This window comes from Gordonia sp. B8661-1 (genome assembly GCF_059427765.1).
On record NZ_JCAHRL010000009.1, the window covers coordinates 1 to 17,320 of the forward strand.

The 17,320-nt window shown below is 66.4% G+C and carries 18 protein-coding genes and 1 pseudogene; 4 read left to right on the forward strand and 15 right to left on the reverse strand.

Translation table 11 applies throughout. The features are described from left to right. The 14 genes and pseudogenes from AC4JJG_RS17220 to rpsJ form a co-directional block, all read right to left on the reverse strand. Positions 1-1,109 (reverse strand): annotated as a pseudogene (locus AC4JJG_RS17220) (GH92 family glycosyl hydrolase); the annotation flags it as partial. Next, positions 1,091-2,188, reverse strand: coding sequence for a hypothetical protein (locus AC4JJG_RS17225; protein ID WP_495401693.1), 1,098 nt, complete (start codon positions 2,186-2,188; stop codon positions 1,091-1,093). The pseudogene AC4JJG_RS17220 and the gene AC4JJG_RS17225, both read right to left, overlap by 19 nt. After that, complete coding sequence (locus AC4JJG_RS17230) at positions 2,185-3,450, reverse strand: sensor histidine kinase (RefSeq protein ID WP_495401694.1); 1,266 nt, start codon at positions 3,448-3,450, stop codon at positions 2,185-2,187. Before AC4JJG_RS17230 ends, AC4JJG_RS17225 begins: the two co-directional genes overlap by 4 nt. Positions 3,451-3,639: 189 nt before the next feature. Next, complete coding sequence (rpsQ, locus tag AC4JJG_RS17235) at positions 3,640-3,930, reverse strand: 30S ribosomal protein S17 (protein ID WP_495401695.1); 291 nt, start codon at positions 3,928-3,930, stop codon at positions 3,640-3,642. Continuing rightward, positions 3,927-4,160, reverse strand: a complete 234-nt coding sequence (gene rpmC / locus AC4JJG_RS17240; RefSeq protein ID WP_187588471.1) for a 50S ribosomal protein L29 — start codon at positions 4,158-4,160, stop codon at positions 3,927-3,929. Before rpmC ends, rpsQ begins: the two co-directional genes overlap by 4 nt. Next, a complete protein-coding gene (rplP, locus tag AC4JJG_RS17245) occupies positions 4,160-4,576 on the reverse strand; it encodes a 50S ribosomal protein L16 (RefSeq protein ID WP_495401696.1) in 417 nt (138 codons plus the stop codon). Before rplP ends, rpmC begins: the two co-directional genes overlap by 1 nt. Positions 4,577-4,579: 3 nt before the next feature. Then, entirely contained in the window at positions 4,580-5,392 is an 813-nt protein-coding gene (rpsC, locus tag AC4JJG_RS17250; protein WP_495401697.1) for a 30S ribosomal protein S3, read from the reverse strand. A 2-nt stretch (positions 5,393-5,394) separates the two neighbouring features. Continuing rightward, positions 5,395-5,805, reverse strand: a complete 411-nt coding sequence (gene rplV, locus AC4JJG_RS17255) for a 50S ribosomal protein L22 (RefSeq protein WP_495401698.1) — start codon at positions 5,803-5,805, stop codon at positions 5,395-5,397. Then, positions 5,805-6,086: a 30S ribosomal protein S19 gene (rpsS, locus tag AC4JJG_RS17260; protein WP_348805557.1), complete on the reverse strand. Its 282-nt coding sequence runs from the start codon at positions 6,084-6,086 to the stop codon at positions 5,805-5,807. Before rpsS ends, rplV begins: the two co-directional genes overlap by 1 nt. 16 nt (positions 6,087-6,102) lie before the next feature. Continuing rightward, entirely contained in the window at positions 6,103-6,939 is an 837-nt protein-coding gene (rplB, locus tag AC4JJG_RS17265; protein ID WP_495401699.1) for a 50S ribosomal protein L2, read from the reverse strand. A gap of 33 nt (positions 6,940-6,972) precedes the next feature. Continuing rightward, positions 6,973-7,278: a 50S ribosomal protein L23 gene (rplW, locus tag AC4JJG_RS17270; protein WP_495401700.1), complete on the reverse strand. Its 306-nt coding sequence runs from the start codon at positions 7,276-7,278 to the stop codon at positions 6,973-6,975. A 2-nt stretch (positions 7,279-7,280) separates the two neighbouring features. Continuing rightward, positions 7,281-7,937, reverse strand: coding sequence for a 50S ribosomal protein L4 (rplD, locus tag AC4JJG_RS17275; protein ID WP_495401701.1), 657 nt, complete (start codon positions 7,935-7,937; stop codon positions 7,281-7,283). Continuing rightward, a complete protein-coding gene (rplC, locus tag AC4JJG_RS17280; protein ID WP_495401702.1) occupies positions 7,934-8,593 on the reverse strand; it encodes a 50S ribosomal protein L3 in 660 nt (219 codons plus the stop codon). Before rplC ends, rplD begins: the two co-directional genes overlap by 4 nt. Positions 8,594-8,612: 19 nt before the next feature. Next, positions 8,613-8,918 carry a 30S ribosomal protein S10 gene (gene rpsJ, locus AC4JJG_RS17285; protein ID WP_003938093.1) on the reverse strand — a complete coding sequence of 102 codons (306 nt, stop codon included), beginning with the start codon at positions 8,916-8,918 and terminating at the stop codon, positions 8,613-8,615. Between the two features lie 801 nt (positions 8,919-9,719). Between rpsJ and AC4JJG_RS17290 the strand changes: the two genes are divergently transcribed. The 4 genes from AC4JJG_RS17290 to AC4JJG_RS17305 all read left to right on the forward strand — a co-directional run bounded on the left by AC4JJG_RS17290 (position 9,720) and on the right by AC4JJG_RS17305 (position 15,745). Then, on the forward strand, positions 9,720-10,499 hold the full coding sequence (locus tag AC4JJG_RS17290) for a succinate dehydrogenase cytochrome b subunit (protein WP_495401703.1): 780 nt from the start codon (positions 9,720-9,722) through the stop codon (positions 10,497-10,499). Position 10,500: 1 nt separating this feature from the next. After that, on the forward strand, positions 10,501-12,462 hold the full coding sequence (locus tag AC4JJG_RS17295) for a fumarate reductase/succinate dehydrogenase flavoprotein subunit (protein ID WP_495401704.1): 1,962 nt from the start codon (positions 10,501-10,503) through the stop codon (positions 12,460-12,462). 13 nt (positions 12,463-12,475) lie between these two features. Further along, positions 12,476-13,225, forward strand: a complete 750-nt coding sequence (locus AC4JJG_RS17300) for a succinate dehydrogenase/fumarate reductase iron-sulfur subunit (protein WP_495401705.1) — start codon at positions 12,476-12,478, stop codon at positions 13,223-13,225. Between the two features lie 102 nt (positions 13,226-13,327). Then, positions 13,328-15,745 (forward strand): lysylphosphatidylglycerol synthase domain-containing protein, encoded by a 2,418-nt coding sequence (locus AC4JJG_RS17305; RefSeq protein WP_495401706.1) that lies wholly within the window; start codon positions 13,328-13,330, stop codon positions 15,743-15,745. Positions 15,746-15,757: 12 nt separating this feature from the next. Here the strand turns inward: AC4JJG_RS17305 and AC4JJG_RS17310 are convergent, their stop codons facing one another. After that, the gene (locus AC4JJG_RS17310; RefSeq protein ID WP_495401707.1) at positions 15,758-17,230 is read right to left on the reverse strand and encodes an anion permease; all 1,473 of its coding nucleotides are present in this window, start codon (positions 17,228-17,230) and stop codon (positions 15,758-15,760) included. Positions 17,231-17,320: the final 90 nt, after the last annotated feature.

A 17,320-nucleotide genomic window follows, 5' to 3' on the forward strand; every position in this document is an offset into this window, starting at 1 on the left:
GCGTGGTGCTGCCATGCTCTCCATCCTTCACAGGTTCGAGAGCCTCCGACAGACCCGGGGCGGTTCACGTCCTCGTCAATCTGGTCGAAGACGATCGATCCGACGTCACCGGGAAAGCGGGTGCGCATCCACACCGACCGGGTACCCGCGGTCAACTCGACATCGAGGCCGCCCTCGTCCGGACCGCCCGCGAGCCGCACGGCGTACAGGTCCGGCCGGTCGACCTCGTCGTCGTGCGAGAACGGCAGTGCTCGTGCACGACGATCGGGATCCGGATGGGCCAGTGGACTCGGAAAGAATTGCAGCACACCGCGATCCCCCATCCATGGACTGGGGATATGCGACGTCGCGAACGCCTGGAGGTGCGACACGTTCGCGTCGTCATTCGCCTCGTGATACGAGTACGGCCAGCCACGATTACCGCCATCGGTCATCGGCAGGCCGAAAACGAATCCATGGGGCGGCGCGACCAGCGGTGCGCAGTTGCCACGTGAGAAGCGATCACTGGACTGCGTGCCACGGGTCGTGCGCACCCAGTCGATGGGTTCGGTCGGTCTCGACGGACGCCGCCGTATCCGGACGGTGTCGAGATAACCGCGCACCCGACGTTCCGATACATCCCCGGCCATCCGTTCCGGCACGGCGATCCTCATCACGACGCCGGACACCCGCCGTCCGGCGACGGCGTCGAGGTCGACGATACGACGAGTCCACTGATCGACGGCGATCATCCGGGCGTCGTACTGCGCCAACGGATTCAGCGCCACACCATGCTGGTCGTGGGGATCGTGGCCGGACAGCAGTGTTCCGTCGTCCAAACGCAGGTCGAGCGCCATCGCCGTACCGGCGTAGGAGTCACGGACATCGGGCTCCGCCGCGTCGAACACCGGATGCACGACGTACTCCAGGCGATCACCCGCCTCGACGAACCGTCCTTCCAGTCCGGTGTCCGGCACCCGGAACGTCATGTGTCGCAGAGGCTGCGCGGCGACGTCGACAACCCACGGCTGCACGGATGTGAAGCCGACTCCGGGCTTGGCATTGACCGGATGTGCGGGGCCCGCACCTCGGACCAGCGTGCCGTCGACACTCATCGCTCGGCCGTCCATACCATGCCCTCCCCCTCGTCCGAGCGCGAGAATCCGCCCCGGACATCACATTCGATGCGCCACGAACCGATTGCCGGCCCGCCGTCGACGACGATGGACGCGACCAGGTCGCGTCCCGGTGGCAGCACACGCGCCGTCAGGCGCCCGGTCGTCATCGCGGACAGTTCGTCGACGAGTCGCGCGGCCAGCACCGCGCGGACACCGGAGACGTCCTCCGCGAGTGCGCCGTCGTCGAGCATGATGACGATGACACCACGCTCGCGAGCTGCCCACACGGCGTCGCGGACCTCATCGACATCCCAGGCGGGTGCCCGGATACCGTCGCGCAGTTGGGCTTCCACCAACCGGACGTGCGCGACCTCGTCGGGCGTGAACCGATGGCCCGCGACGATCTGCCGCAGAATGGGCCGCGCGCGGGCGTCGAGCACACGCATCTGCTGATTGCGCTCGGCGGCGCCCGCATCGGCCGCGGCCTCGGCGGCGGCCGCTTCGATGGCACGTGTACGCATCCATTCGATACGGTTCTCCATCGGCCGGACGATGATCACGAAGAGTGTCCCCAGACCGACGACCGTGTACCCGGAGAACGTCGACACGAACGCGTCGCCCAGATCCCAGTCGGGAGTGGGACCGTTGATCGCCGCCACCGCGGTGAGCCCCACCGTGCCGAATGCCGCGATCAGCGGACGTCCCCGCACGGCAACGAAATTGAGGATCACGATCGCGGCCGCCACCGCGGGAGTGTATTGATGGGCCTCGGCGTCGGCGGCGGCCAGGCGCCACCAGCCCACACCGCACGCGGTCAGCACGATGACGACGACCGCGGTCGCCCGCTCCGCGCTGATCCGTCGCACGACCGGCCCCAGCGTCATCGTCACTGCGACACCGAAGGCCACGAACTCAGCGAGCAGCACCGTCCAGGTGATCACCGAGCGCATGTGGATACCGGTTCCGATGGTCACGCCGACGTACGTGAGCGCGAAGACAATGATCGCCCAGCGGATCGTCGGTGAACGAAAACCGAAGAGGTCCAGGGGCACGTCGTGGCGCTCGGCTGCGTCGCGCGACGGTCGGGTCATCGGTCCACACCCGTCCAGATGAGGGTGATGGTGGTGCCTTCGGCCGGCACGCTCACCACCGTGGCGGTTCCACCCGCCAGGGCGGCCATACGGCCGACGATGCCGTCACGGAGTCCGAACCGTTCCGGGCTCACCGACGCCGGGTCGAATCCGTCTCCGTCGTCGACGATCAGCACCCGAATTCCGTCCTCGGACATGTCGACCGTCACCACGCAGTGGGCGCGCGGCCCGGCATGTCGCGTCACGTTGCGGATGGCCTCATCCATCGCGGCGCACACGGTGTCCACGACGAGCTCCGGGTACACGGGCTCCTCCCCTGCCTGACTGCGTATCGAGACCCGCAGACGCAACCCACCGGCGACCGCAATGGCCCGGCTCCGTATCAGCTCGCCCACCGCCGCATCGTCGACAACTCCGGGGCAGGGCTGCGTGCCCGGCGCCGGAGAGTCCAGTTGGTCGAGTTCGGCGAGCGCCATATCGGCCTGCCGGATGAGCCGGGGATCCGTGCGGCCGGCCTCCACCGCCAGCAGCGAGGCGATCACCTTGTCGTGGATGAGTGCGGCGAATCTGGTGCGTTCCGCTTCGCGCGCCACCGCCGCCGCACTCGCGGCACCGACGGTGATGGCTTCGGCACGCGTCGCGTCGAGCAACTCCGCGGTGCGCACGGTGACCATCGTGATGACCAGGAACAGCACCGACATCGCGAGCGTCAGCAACATGCTGGACTGCGGCAGGAAATCCTCGAAACCGGTGATCGCCAACTGGTTCACGACATACGCGGGTACGACGGTCAACACGAACGACACCACTGCCCAGCGCGGGCACCGGGCCACGACCAGCAACAGGCTGGGCACCATCGGGAACTGCAGCATCCACAACGTCCACCGGGACGCCTCGGCCGGCACCACCCCGGTCGCTGCGGGCAGCCACAGCGCCACCGCGAGCGGATAGGCGATCGCATTCATCGCGGCCAGCGGACGCAGCCACCCGGTCTTCCGTCGCAACACTCCGACGACCATCAGGATCGGTGGCACCAGGAGCATCACCGCGCTGACCGGCGGCCACCAGGCGGCCGTGAGCTCCCACTTCGCCAGCATCACCGGTATCGACAGCACCACCAGGGCGATCGAGCCGAAGCCGAAGAACAGTGCACCGGCACGCTGCACGCGCTCCACATCCGATGTCTCCGCGGCAAGTGCGGTCCGCCCGCCGCCCCGGAAGGGACGCAGGCCGGTCGGCAGGAAACGGTCGAGGGTCGTCATGAGCAGCCTCGATTGTCACCCGGATAGCTGCCGGGGGCAGGGATTGCGGCACCTGACACACCGCCGACCGGCACAAAGGTCGCACTTCGACGCGGTACGCGCGTCGAAGTGCAACCTCTGCAGACAGCACAGTGGCCCGCCCCCCAAGGGGAACGGGCCACTGTGTGAGATCTCCGTGTGGAGTGGGGCCTACTTGGCCTTCTCCAGCACCTCGACCAGACGCCACCGCTTGGTCGCCGACAGCGGACGGGTCTCCATGATCCGCACGCGGTCGCCGATGCCGGCGGTCTCCGCCTCGTCGTGCGCCTTGACCTTGCTCGTGGTCCGGATGATCTTGCCGTACAGCGGATGCCGCGTACGATCTTCCAGCTCGACCACGATGGTCTTCTGCATCTTGTCCGAGACCACGTAACCGATCCGCTCCTTGCGGCTGTTACGCACCTCGGCGTCCTTCGTCTGGGTCACATTGTCCTCGCTCATGCGTCATCACCGTCCGGTCCGGACGCCAGGCCCAGCTCACGCTCACGCATCACGGTGTAGATACGCGCGATCTCGCGACGCACCGTCCGCAGACGACGATTGTTGTCGAGCTGGCCGGTGGCCATCTGGAAACGAAGGTTGAACAGCTCTTCCTTCGACTCCTTGAGGCGATCGACCAGATCGGTGTCGTTGAGCTCACGCAGCTCGTTCGCAGCAACTCCGAGTCCCATCAGAACTGCTCCTCTCTGGTCACGATCCGGGTCTTGATCGGGAGCTTGTGCTGCGCGCGACGCAGGGCCTCGCGAGCAATCTCCTCATTGGGGTAGGTCATCTCGAACAGCACCCGACCCGGCTTGACCGGGGCGACCCACCACTCCGGCGAACCCTTACCGGAACCCATGCGGGTCTCGGCGGGCTTCTTCGTCAGCGGACGGTCCGGGAAGATGTTGATCCACACCTTGCCGCCACGCTTGATGTGCCGGTTGATGGCGATACGAGCGGACTCGATCTGACGGTTGGTGATGTAAGCACCCTCAAGAGCCTGGATGCCGAAATCACCGAACGTCACCTTGGTGCCGCCTTTGGCCTGACCCTTCAGGCTCGGGTGATGCTGCTTGCGGTGCTTGACCCGACGGGGGATCAGCATGAATCAGCCCTCCTGCTTCTCGGTCGCCGCACCGGCAGCCGCGGTCGCCTCCGCCGGAGCCTCGGCGGCACGACCCGCTTCGGTGCTCGTGGCGGTGGTGCCCGAGGCACCGCTGCGACGCGGCCGGCTGGGCCGGCGCGGACGACGGTCCTCGGAAGCCGGCGCGGCTGCACTGAGCTCACGCTTGCCACCGACGATGTCGCCCTTGTAGATCCACACCTTCACGCCGATACGGCCGAAGGTGGTCTTGGCTTCGTAGAGTCCGTAGTCGATGTCGGCACGCAGCGTGTGCAGCGGCACCCGACCTTCGCGGTAGAACTCACTGCGGCTCATCTCTGCGCCGCCCAGACGACCCGAGCACTGGACCCGGATGCCCTTCACGTTCGGCTGACGCATCGCCGACTGGATCGCCTTGCGCATCGCGCGGCGGAACGCCACACGGTTGCTCAGCTGCTCGGCAACGCCCTGGGCCACCAGCTGGGCCTCGGACTCCGCGTTCTTCACCTCGAGGATGTTGAGCTGCACCTGCTTGCCGGTCAGCTTCTCCAGATCGCCACGGATCCGGTCGGCCTCGGCGCCGCGGCGGCCGATGACGATGCCCGGACGAGCGGTGTGGATGTCGACGCGAACCCGGTCACGGGTGCGCTCGATCTCCACCTTGGCGATGCCGGCGCGCTCCAGCCCCTGCGAGAGGAGCTTGCGGATGGCCACATCTTCCTTGACGTAGTCCGCGTACTGCTTGTCGGCGTACCAGCGCGACTTCCAGTCGGTGGTGATGCCCAGACGGAAACCGTGCGGGTTGATTTTCTGGCCCACTGTCAGGCTCCCTTCTTCTTCGGCTGACGCGAACGACCACGGCCCGCGGTCGCCTTCTCCGGAAGGCTCTCGACCACGACAGTGATGTGGCTGGTGCGCTTGCGGATGCGGAACGCACGACCCTGTGCTCGCGGCTGGAACCGCTTGAGCGTCGGGCCCTCGTCGGCGAATGCGGTCTGCACGACCAGGGTCCGGCGATCCAGACCCAGGTTGTTCTCCGCGTTCGCGACTGCGCTGGCGAGGACCTTGTACACCGGCTCGGACGCGCTCTGCGGGGCGAACCGCAGGACGTCGAGGGCTTCGTCCACATTCTTGCCGCGGATCAGGTCGAGCACGCGGCGTGCCTTCATCGGCGTGACGCGAACGAACTTCGCGGTCGCCTTGGCGGTCGGATTATCGGTCTGCGTAGTCATTAGCGGCGCTTCGCTTTCCGGTCATCCTTGATGTGACCCTTGAAGGTACGGGTGGGGGCGAACTCTCCCAGCTTGTGACCGACCATGTTGTCCGAGATGAACACCGGCACGTGCTTGCGTCCGTCGTGGACGGCAAAGGTGTGTCCGATGAAGTCGGGGATGATGGTCGAGCGGCGCGACCAGGTCTTGATGACCTGCTTGGTGCCCTTCTCGTTCTGCACATCCACCTTCTTCAGGAGGTGGTCGTCGACGAACGGGCCCTTCTTCAGGCTGCGTGGCATTTTTTACCTCCTCCTATTATCGCTTGTTCTTGCCGGTACGACGGCGGCGGACGATCAGCTTGTCGCTGGGCTTGTTCTTGCGGGTACGGCCTTCCGGCTGACCCCACGGGCTGACCGGGTGGCGACCACCCGAGGTCTTGCCCTCGCCGCCACCGTGCGGGTGGTCGACCGGGTTCATCACGACACCACGAACCGTGGGGCGCTTGCCCTTCCAGCGCATGCGGCCGGCCTTGCCCCAGTTGATGTTCGACTGCTCGGCGTTGCCGACCTCGCCGACGGTGGCGCGGCAGCGCACGTCGACACGACGGATCTCACCGGAGGGCATACGCAGGGTCGCGTACGGCCCTTCCTTGCCCAGCAGCTGGATCGAGGCACCCGCGCTGCGGGCCATCTTGGCGCCGCCACCCGGACGCAGCTCCACGGCGTGCACCTGGGTACCGGTCGGGATGTTACGCAGCGGCAGGTTGTTGCCGGGCTTAATGTCGGCGGTCGGGCCGCTCTCCACCACGGCGCCCTGGTTCAGACCCTTGGGCGCGATGATGTAGCGCTTCTCGCCATCGACGTAGTGCAGCAACGCGATCCGCGCGGTGCGGTTCGGGTCGTACTCGATGTGTGCGACCTTGGCGTTGATGCCGTCCTTGTCGTTACGACGGAAGTCGATCAGACGGTAGGCACGCTTGTGGCCACCACCCTTGTGACGGGTCGTGATGCGGCCGTGCGCATTTCGGCCACCACGGCCGTGCAGCGGACGAACCAGCGACTTCTCCGGATGGTCACGGGTGACCTCGGCGAAGTCCGAACCGCTCGAGCCGCGACGGCCCGGGGTGGTCGGCTTGTACTTACGAATAGCCATGAGTTCTCAGTCCCTCTTGTTCGCGAGTCCCGGTCAGCCGACCGGTCCTCCGAAGATCTCGATGGGCTTGCTGTCTGCGGAGAGCGTCACGATCGCGCGCTTGGTGGACTTCCGCTGGCCGTAGCCGAAGCGGGTGCGCTTGCGCTTGCCCTGCCGGTTGGCGGTGTTGACGCTGGTCACCGTGACGTCGAAGATCTTCTCGACCGCGATCTTGATCTGGGTCTTGTTCGAGTCCGGGTGCACCAGGAAGGTGTACACGTTGTCCTCGATCAGTCCGTAGGACTTCTCGGAGATCACCGGTGCCAGGATGATGTCACGCGGGTCAGCCTGCGTAGCCATGCTCAGGCCTCCTTTTTGTTCTGCTCGATGAACGCGTTGAGCGTCTCGACGCTGAACACCACCTCGTCCGCATCCAGGACGTCGTAGGTGTTGAGCTGATCCGGCGCGATCGGCAGGACGTTCTGCAGGTTCGCGACGCTCTTCCATGCGGTGTCGTCCTCACGGCCGAGCACCACCAGGAACTTGCGACGGTCGCTCAGCGCCTCCAGGAACTGGCGTGCCGACTTGGTCGACGGCGCCTGTCCCGCAACGAGTTCGGTGATCACGTGGATACGCTCGTTGCGTGCCCGGTCGGAGAGGGCTCCGCGCAGGGCGGCGGCCTTCATCTTCTTCGGGGTGCGCTGGCTGTAGTCGCGCGGCTGCGGGCCGTGGACGGTGCCACCGCCGGCGAACTGCGGTGCGCGGGTCGAACCCTGACGGGCGCGACCGGTGCCCTTCTGGCGGTACGGCTTGGCGCCGCCACCGCTGACCTCACCGCGGGTCTTGGTCGCGTGGGTGCCCTGGCGTGCGGCGGCCTGCTGGGCCACCACGACCTGGTGCATCAGCGCGATGTTCGCGGGGGCGTCGAACAACTCGGCCGGCAGGTCAACGGTTCCGTTGGTCTTGCCGTCGGCGGTTTTGACGTCCAGCGTCAGCTTGGTTGTCGTTTCGGTGCTCACTTGGTTGCACCACCCTTCACTGCGTCGCGGATCACCACGATGCCGCCCTTGCGGCCGGGGATCGCGCCCTTGATCAACAGCAGACCGGCTTCGGGATCGACCTTGTGCACGGTCAGGTTCTGTGTGGTCACGGTGTCGTTACCCATACGACCGGCCATCCGCATGCCCTTGAAGACACGGCCCGGGGTGGCACAGCCACCGATCGAGCCGGGCGCACGGTGGACGCGGTGCGCGCCGTGGCTGGCGCCCAGACCGGCGAAGCCGTGGCGCTTCATGACGCCCGCGAAGCCCTTGCCCTTGGAGGTGCCGGTGACGTCGACCTTGGTGCCGTTCTCGAAGATCTCGGCGGTCAGCTCCTGGCCGATCTCCAGTTCGGAGACGTCGGCGACGCGGATCTCCGCGAGGTGACGACGCGGGGAGACACCGGCCTTGGAGAACTGGCCGGCGACCGGCTTGGTCACCTTGCGGGGATCGATCGCACCGTAGGCGAGCTGCACGGCGGTGTAGCCGTCCTTCTCAGCGGTACGGAGCTGGGTGATGACATTCGGACCGGCCTGGATGACGGTCACCGGGACGACCCGGTTGTTCTCGTCGAAGACCTGGGTCATGCCGAGCTTGGTGCCCAGGATGCCCTTGGTCGCGCTCTGATTGCTCATGATTGTTCCTCGCCCTCGCCTACTGGATGTTGACGTCGACGCTCGCCGGCAGATCGATACGCATCAGCGCGTCGACCGTCTTCGGGGTCGGGTCGAGGATGTCGATGAGCCGTTTGTGGGTGCGCATCTCGAAGTGTTCGCGGCTGTCCTTGTACTTATGCGGCGAACGGATGACGCAGTAGACGTTCTTCTCGGTGGGCAACGGCACCGGGCCGACCACGCGTGCCCCGGTGCGGGTCACGGTTTCCACGATCTTGCGCGCCGAAGCGTCGATCGCCTCGTGGTCATAGGCCTTGAGCCTGATGCGGATCTTCTGTCCCGCCACGCTGTGTCCTCTTCCGTCAGTTGTTCTTGACAGACGAACACCGCGTGACCGTTACACCCGCAGAACGGGCCCGGCGCGAATTGCCGCCGGCCACATGACCACCCGTGTGAGATTCGGGGATCGACGCTGTTCATCTATCGTTGTACGTAGGCTCGATTCGTTGATCGAGCCTGGTTGCTCCGGCACCCGCGGTCGGGCGTGTCGTGTCCGTGAACCGAATCCGGCGCACGCGTTACACGCCCTGGCCGGAGAATCCGGGGCCTGGGAGTCATTCACCTCGTGGTGGCCGCAGGGCAACCTGCGTCCGCCGGTCAAGGCAACCCGACAAGTATGCACCAGCGGCGATGCGGATTCAAATCGACCGCCGACCGCCTCGATGACGCCCCGATCGTCGGTCCCCCTCCTTGGCTTCGCGGAGCCGCGTTTCACCCGACAGGTCTCCGTTGTCGCTCACTCGGATGACATCGTCCCGACCGCCGCTAACCTGGAGCGCTCACCTCGCGGCGGGCCCGTTCTGGTCACCGAAGCGCTGCGACAAGTACCGGCGGATGCCTGCACGGGCTGAGCGCTCACAAAAACTTCCCCGCTCGGGCACACGAACCGGATAATCCGGTCGGCGATGCTGTGAGGTGAAAATTCTGTGAGCCGGCGCTTTGTTCGGCTCCCGTAAGACGGGCACGTTCATACATCCGCCGGATCGCGCGACAAGGTCGCCCCGAGGCAATACGCTCGGACACAGCGGCAGCCCCCGCTCGCTCTCCTACTCGGTTCCTCACTGTCGCCGACCGGGAAAGGTCCGATATGAGCACGGTCGTACCACCTCGTCCGGAGTCACGTCCGCAGGACCGCGGGCCGGTACCCGCTCCGCGTGCCGACGTCACCGCGACACCCACGCCACCGCCACGGCCGTCCAACCTCACACTCAAGCTCGTCATGGCCCTCACCGGGACGGTCTTCGCGCTGTATGTCCTGGTCCACATGATCGGCAACCTGAAAATCTATACGGGCGCCGGACATTTCGATGCGTACGCACATTGGTTGCGTACGCTGCTCGAACCACTGATGCCTTACGAGGGCACCCTGTGGGTGCTGCGGGTCGTGCTGCTGCTGTGCCTGATCGGGCACATCGGCGCCTCGATCATGCTGATCGTCCGGTCGCGTCGCGCCAAGGGCCGCTTCCGCCGGAAGGGCATGAGCTGGCGGCGACTACCTGCCACGCTGATGCCGTACACCGGCGTGATCCTGTTGGTGTTCATCGTCTTTCACGTCCTCGACCTCACGACCGGCACGAAACCGGTTGCCGCCGACGACTTCAAGGCCACCACCGAGCAGGGATCACACGCCTATCACAACCTGGTGGACAGCTTCCAGCGCTGGCCGGTCGCCACCTTCTACATCGTGGTCATGGTTCTGCTGGCCATCCACCTCGTGCACGGATTGTGGAGTGTGGTCAACGATCTCGGCGCCACCGGCAAACGGCTCCGCCGGGCCGGTGCGGTGCTCGCCTTCCTCGTCGCCATCGTCGTGATGGTCGGCAATATCAGCATCCCCGTGGCCGTGCTCACCGGATTGGTGGACTGACATGACGAACGTGGTCCCACTCGACCTCGAAGCCCTGCGTTTCCTCGGAGGCGATCTCTCCGACGGCGCCCCCGACGGCGACCCGGCGACGGCCTGGCAGCGGCGACGCAACGAGTACAAGCTCGTCGGACCGCTCAACCGCCGGAAATTCGACATCATCGTCGTCGGCACCGGACTCGCCGGCGCGGGCTGCGCCGCCGCACTCGGCGAACTCGGCTACAACGTGCACTCCTTCACCTTCCACGACGCACCGCGCCGCGCACACAGCGTGGCAGCGCAGGGCGGCATCAACTCGGCACGTGCCCGAAAAGTCGACAACGACTCGATTCACCGGTTCGTCGTCGACACCGTCAAGGGCGGCGACTTCCGTGGACGCGAGGTGGACGCCTACCGGCTCGCCGAAGAATCCATCCGGGTCATCAATCACCTCAACGGAATCGGTGCTCCGTTCGCCCGCGAATACGGCGGGGCGCTCGCGACGCGCAGCTTCGGCGGGGTGCAGGTTTCGCGCACCTATTACACCCGCGGACAAACCGGGCAGCAGTTGCAGATCGCCGCGTCACAGGCACTGCTGCGGCAGGTGGCACGGGGCACCGTCAAACTCCACACGCGTCAGGAGATGCTCGACCTGATCGTCGCCGACGGGCGCGCGCAGGGCATCATCGCCCGTGACCTCATCACCGGCGAGATCTCTGCGCAGACCGCACATGTCGTGGTGCTGGCGACGGGAGGCTACGGCTCGGTCTATTACCAATCGACGTTGGCCCGCTACAGCAACGCGACCGCATCGTGGCGGGCGCATCGACGGGGTGCGCTCATCGCGTCGCCGTCGTTCGTGCAATTCCATCCGACCGCGCTGCCCGTCAGCGCACCGTGGCAGAGCAAGACGACGCTGATGAGCGAGTCGCTGCGCAACGACGGCCGCATCTGGGTGCCGAAGAAGGCTGGCGACGAGCGCTCGCCGGACCAGATCCCGGAGGACGAGCGGGATTACTATCTGGAACGCAAGTACCCGACGTTCGGCAACCTGACGCCCCGCGACGTCGCATCACGGGCGGCGCGCGAGCAGATCGAGAGCGGCCATGGCGTCGGACCGCTGCACAACAGCGTGTACCTCGACTTCAAGGATGCCCTGAAACGCCTGGGCGAGAACGTCATCAGCGAGCGCTACGGCAATTTGTTCAAGATGTATCACGATTCCACCGGCGAAGACCCGTACAAGGTGCCGATGCGGATCGCGCCCGCAGCACATTTCACGATGGGCGGCCTGTGGTCGGACTACGACCAGATGACGTCGGTCCCCGGCCTGTTCGTCGGCGGCGAGGTCAGCTGGACCTACCACGGGGCCAATCGTCTGGGCGCCAATTCCCTCCTGTCCGCCTGCGTGGACGGCTGGTTCACCCTCCCCTACTCACTGCCGAACTACCTGGCCGGCTATCTCGGCGAACCCGTACTCGCCCAGGATGATCCGGCGGTGACCGAAACCGCCGCACAGGTTCGTGACCGCGTCGACAGACTGCTCTCCATCAAGGGCACGCAGAGTCCGGAACAGTTCCACCGCAAACTCGGCGACATCCTCTACCGGGGCGTGGGTGTGTCCCGCAGCATCGAATCGCTGACCGAGGCGATCGGGGACATCCGCATCCTCACCGACGAATTCTGGTCGGACCTCCGGGTGCTGGGTACCGGCGACTCGTTCAACCAGGAGCTCGAAAAGGCCGGGCGCGTGGCCGATTTCCTGGAGCTCGCCGAACTCATGGCCATCGACGCCCTCGACCGGGACGAGTCCGCGGGTGCGCATTTCCGCTCCGAACACCAGACCGAGGGCGGAGAGGCGTTGCGCGACGACGACAATTTCGCCTTCGTGTCCGCCTGGGAGACGACACCCGACGGACGGCAGATCCGGCACCAGGAACCGTTGACCTTCAACACGGTTCCGCTGCAGACACGAAACTACAAGTGAGGGGTCGGCACGCATGAGGATCACCATCGAGGCCTGGCGCCAGCCCGATCACGACGCCGAGGGACATTTCGAAACCTATGTGGTGGACGAGATCACCCCGGAGATGTCACTGCTGGAGGTGCTCGACCGGCTGAACGCACAACTCGTCGAACAGGGCACCGATCCGGTGGCGTTCGACTCGGACTGCCGCGAGGGCATCTGCGGGACCTGCGGGATGATGGTGAACGGCAGGCCGCACGGCCCCATCCCCAACACCCCGTCGTGTCTGCAGCATCTGCGCTATTTCCCGGAGACCGCCGTGCTGCGACTGGAACCGTTGCGTGCCGGTTCCTTTCCGGTGGTTAGGGATCTGGTCGTCGACCGATCCGCGCTCGACCGGGTGATCGAGGCGGGCGGCTACGTCTCGATCGACGCCGGGCAGGCCGCCGACGCCGACACCACCATCACACCGCATGAGGAGAGCGAGACCGCCCTCGACTACGCGGCCTGCATCGGGTGCGGCGCATGCGTGGCGGCCTGCCCCAACGGCGCCGCCCATCTGTTCGCCGGCGCCAAACTGCTGCATCTGGCGGACACCGTCTACGGCAAATCCGAACGGGGCAAACGTGCCCGGGCGATCACCGGGCAGATGGAACAGGACTTCGGGCCGTGCTCGACCTTCGGTGAGTGCGCGGATGTCTGCCCCGCGGGCATACCGCTGAACGCGGTCGCCGCGGTGCCCCGTGAGGCCATGCGTTTCGGCTTCCGCCGCAAGCAGGACTGACCCTCCCCGGGTTCGGGCACGCTCCCGACTAAGGTGTGACTACGGCATGATCGGCTTCGGCCGGGGTGCCGCATCACCCCCTGCCGAAAGACTCCGGAACACATGCAAGTCGACGATCGGGAGATCACCGTCTCCGGCAGCATGCTGCAACCGTTGACACGCCGGACGAGTGACATTCTGCGGTTGGTGGCCGCGACCATCGCGTTGACCATCGTGATCGTGAGTTCGCTGATCACCCGCGGCAACTGGGTGGCACTCGAACAATCCATCTCCGACATCGTCGGCGTCCTCACCCCCACCCAGGCCGACATCGTCTATCTGGTCTACGGAATCGCCCTGCTGGCCTTGCCGTTCGCCGTGCTGCTCGGGCTGCTGGCGGCCCGGCAGTGGCGACTGCTGTGGGCCTACGCCGCCGCGGCCGCCATCAGCGCCCTGGCCTTGTCGATCTCGCAGAACGGTATCGCCGCGCCCCGATGGCATTTCGATCTGGGCGAGCGCCTGAGTTCGGTCCTCTCCCAGTTCCTCGACGATCCGCGCTGGATCGCGATGCTCGCCGCGGTGCTCACGGTGTCCGGCCCCTGGCTGCCCGCGCGCTGGCGACGCTGGTTCTGGTTCCTGCTGCTGGCGTTCGTGCCGATCCACCTGGTGGTCAGTGCCGTGGTGCCGGCGCGCGCATTGCTGGGCCTTGCCACGGGCTGGTTCGTCGGCTCGCTCGTCGTCTGGATCGTCGGCACACCCGCCATGGTCGTGCCCCTCGAGGGCGCGGTGCGCGCACTGCAGCGCCGGGGCCTCACGGTAACCGCACTGCAGGTCCTCCGGCCGGCCGGACCGGGTCCCCTCGTCCTGACCGCCGACCTCCTGGACACCGCCGCGGATGACTCCGACGGGCCGGATCGTGCGCGAGCGATCATCGACCTGTACGGCCCCCACCAGCGCAGCGGCGGTGCGCTGATCCAGTTCTGGCGCAAGATCCGGCTACGCACGTCGGAGACCGCGCCGATGTACATGTCGACGCACCGGGCCGTCGAACACCGGGCGCTGATGTCGATCGCCGTCGGCAATTTCCACCTGGCCAACAGCGAGACCGTGGATCTCGCCGCCCTGGACCGCGGCTGGACGATGTATGCACGTACCCCCACCCGGGGAACGGACATCGCCGAATGCGCGGAGACGACGCCGGTCCGGCATGTCTGGAACGCGCTGGCCGCCTTGCACTCTCACACGATCAGCCACGGAGATCTGCGGGCCTCGGAGATCACCGTCGACCAGAGCGGAAGGCTCGCCGGCGCGATTCGCTTCGGCGGCTTCGGCTATGCCGAGTACGGCGCCACCGACAATCAGCTGCAGGCCGATGTCGCCACCCTGCTGGCCACCACCACACACCTGTACGGCGCCCCCGACGCCGTACGCGCCGCCATCGAGGTGGTCGGCGCCGATGTCGTGCTGACCGCGTCCCGCCGCCTCACCACGAGCGCGGTACCGCGGCGTATCCGGGAATCACTGGGCGATGCGAAGGCGGTCTTCACCGCGGCGCGAAACGAGGTGAAGGTGCAGACCGGGGCAGGCGACATCCCCGCCGCGTCGATCACCCGGTTCAGCCGCAACCAGCTCATCCAGCTGTTCCTGCTCGTCGCCCTCGTGTACGTGGCGTATCCGTTCATCAGCACCGTGCCGACCTTTTTCAGCGAGCTGCGGTCGATGGACTGGTGGTGGGCGGCACTGGGACTGGCGGTGTCCGCCCTGAAGTACGTCGGTGCCGCCGGCGCCCTCTGGGCCGCCTCGGATCGGGCCGTCTCGCTGCGACATCTCACGATCATGCAGTTCGCCAACACCTTCGCGGCGACCACCACGCCCGCCGGCGTCGGCGGCCTCGCGCTAAGTACACGTTTCCTGCAGAAGGCCGGTCTGAGCACGGTTCGGGCGACGACCGCGGTCGCGCTGCAACAGACGGTGCAGGTGCTCGATCACATCCTGCTCCTCATCCTGTTCAGTACCCTCGCGGGCGCATCGACCGACCTGTCGCGCTTCGTGCCGGATGCGGCGGTGCTGTACTTCGTGGCCGGTGTGGTGCTGGGCGCCATCGGTATCGCGCTGCTGGTGCCCCGGCTGCGACGGTGGCTCGGTTCGGCCCTGCGCCCCAAACTCGCGGAGGTCGCACAGGCCCTGCTGGATGTGGCCCGCGAACCCCAGCGACTCGCATTGATCGCATTGGGTTGTGCCACCACCACTCTCGGTGGCGCACTGGCCCTGTGGTCGAGCGTCAACGCCTTCGGCGGCGATGTCTCGTTCATCTCGGTGGTCGTGGTGACGATGATCGGCGGTACCCTCGCGTCGGCCGCGCCGACGCCCGGTGGTGTGGGCGCGGTGGAGGCCGCACTCATCGGCGGTCTCGCCGCTTTCGGCGTCCCCGCCGCGGTGGCCGTGCCCGCGGTCCTGCTCTACCGCGTACTGACCTGCTGGCTGCCGGTGATCATCGGCTGGCCGGTGATGCGGTGGCTGACCCGGAACAACATGATCTGAGGACGGCCCGCCTCACCAGATCCCGATCAGCTTCATCCACGCACCACCGACGACCGTCCAGATGACGACGAGAACGATGGACATGATGAAGCCCACCCGGAACCATTCGGATGTCCTGATGTAGCCCGACCCGTACATGACGCCCGCGGGCCCCGACGAATAGTGCGTCAGCGCCCCGAAGAGGTTGCCGATGAACCCGAAGGCCAGTGCCGCGAACAGGGGCGGAGCCCCGGTGGTGATCGCGGCCCCGAGGAACACCGCGTACATGGCGACGATCTGCGCCGTATTCGATGCGAAGAGGTAGTGGACGTAGAAGTAGACGAGGGTGAGGATCGCGAAGGCCGCAACCCAGGGCAGCGTATCGACGCTCGTCGACACCTTCTCCCCGATCCAGTCGATCACGTGCAGCTTGCGCAGTTCGTCGGCCATCGCCACCAGCACGCCGAAGAACACCAATGTCTGCCAAGCACTTTCGTCGGATACGAGGTTCTTCCAGGTGAGCACGCCGGTGGCGAGCAGAATGCCGACGCCGACGAACGCGGTGACGGTCGCGTCCATGTTCAGCTGATCGGACAGGCACCACAGCACGAGCAGGAGCACGAAGGTCGCGCCGAGGATCCATTCGTGCACGGACATCCGACCGAGCTCGGTGAGTTGGGTGCGCGCCAGCCGCGGTGCGTCGGGTGTCTTCCTCAGCGTCGGCGGATACACCTTCTGCATCACCCACGGCACGACGATCAGACTCACCAGTCCCGGTACGAGACCGGCGAGAGCCCATCTCGCCCAGCTGATCTCGACCCCTTGGTGCCGAGCCGCCTCCTGCGCGAGCGGATTGCCCGCCATCGCCGTGATGAACATCGCCGACGTCACCACGTTCACCTGCAAGGCCGTCATCAGCAGGTACGACCCGAGCCGGCGTCTCGACTCATCCGAGCCCGGTGTGGAGTCCTCCAGCGCCGCAAGCGATCTGATAATCGGATAGACGACACCACCGGCGCGGGCGGTGTTGGAGGGCGTGGCCGGCGCGAGGATCAGGTCGGTGACCGCCGTGCCGTAGGCCAGCCCGAGGCTCGACCGGCCGATGGCACGGACGAACAGCAGAGCGATACGACGCCCCAGGCCGGTCACGATGAAGCCCTGCGCGATGAAGAACGCCGCCACGATGAGCCAGATGGTGCGGTTGGAGAATCCGGCGAGGGCGACCTCCGGCGTCATCGTCGTGGTGACCATCGCGATCGCGAGACCGATGAGGGCGACCGAGCCGGTGGGCAGGGGCTGGAGGATCAGCCCGAGGATCGTCGCCACGAAGATGCCCAGCATGTGCATGCCGTTCGGGTCCACCCCGTCGGGCACGGGCAGGACGTAGATGATCGCACCGACGATCAGGGGGACGGCCGCCCGGTACCAGATCGGCGTGATCCGGAATCCCTTCTCACCCTTGTCCGATGACTTCGGCGTCCGCACATCGCGACCAGCTGCTTCCATGCGCACATACTTGCTTACGCAGCGCCTCCCGACAGGCAATTCGGGCAAACAGGCCATGCGCACGACCCGACCTTACCGAGTAGTAAGATA

Coding starts and splice junctions, on each gene's coding strand:
- AC4JJG_RS17225 (WP_495401693.1), bottom strand. CDS start 2,188: ATGACCCGACCGTCGCGCGACGCAGCCGAGCGCCACGACGTGCCCCTG.
- AC4JJG_RS17230 (WP_495401694.1), bottom strand. CDS start 3,450: ATGACGACCCTCGACCGTTTCCTGCCGACCGGCCTGCGTCCCTTCCGG.
- rpsQ (WP_495401695.1), bottom strand. CDS start 3,930: ATGAGCGAGGACAATGTGACCCAGACGAAGGACGCCGAGGTGCGTAAC.
- rpmC (WP_187588471.1), bottom strand. CDS start 4,160: ATGGGACTCGGAGTTGCTGCGAACGAGCTGCGTGAGCTCAACGACACC.
- rplP (WP_495401696.1), bottom strand. CDS start 4,576: ATGCTGATCCCCCGTCGGGTCAAGCACCGCAAGCAGCATCACCCGAGC.
- rplV (WP_495401698.1), bottom strand. CDS start 5,805: ATGACTACGCAGACCGATAATCCGACCGCCAAGGCGACCGCGAAGTTC.
- rpsS (WP_348805557.1), bottom strand. CDS start 6,086: ATGCCACGCAGCCTGAAGAAGGGCCCGTTCGTCGACGACCACCTCCTG.
- rplB (WP_495401699.1), bottom strand. CDS start 6,939: ATGGCTATTCGTAAGTACAAGCCGACCACCCCGGGCCGTCGCGGCTCG.
- rplW (WP_495401700.1), bottom strand. CDS start 7,278: ATGGCTACGCAGGCTGACCCGCGTGACATCATCCTGGCACCGGTGATC.
- rplC (WP_495401702.1), bottom strand. CDS start 8,593: ATGAGCAATCAGAGCGCGACCAAGGGCATCCTGGGCACCAAGCTCGGC.
- AC4JJG_RS17290 (WP_495401703.1), top strand. CDS start 9,720: ATGAGCACGGTCGTACCACCTCGTCCGGAGTCACGTCCGCAGGACCGC.
- AC4JJG_RS17295 (WP_495401704.1), top strand. CDS start 10,501: ATGACGAACGTGGTCCCACTCGACCTCGAAGCCCTGCGTTTCCTCGGA.
- AC4JJG_RS17300 (WP_495401705.1), top strand. CDS start 12,476: ATGAGGATCACCATCGAGGCCTGGCGCCAGCCCGATCACGACGCCGAG.
- AC4JJG_RS17305 (WP_495401706.1), top strand. CDS start 13,328: ATGCAAGTCGACGATCGGGAGATCACCGTCTCCGGCAGCATGCTGCAA.
- AC4JJG_RS17310 (WP_495401707.1), bottom strand. CDS start 17,230: ATGGAAGCAGCTGGTCGCGATGTGCGGACGCCGAAGTCATCGGACAAG.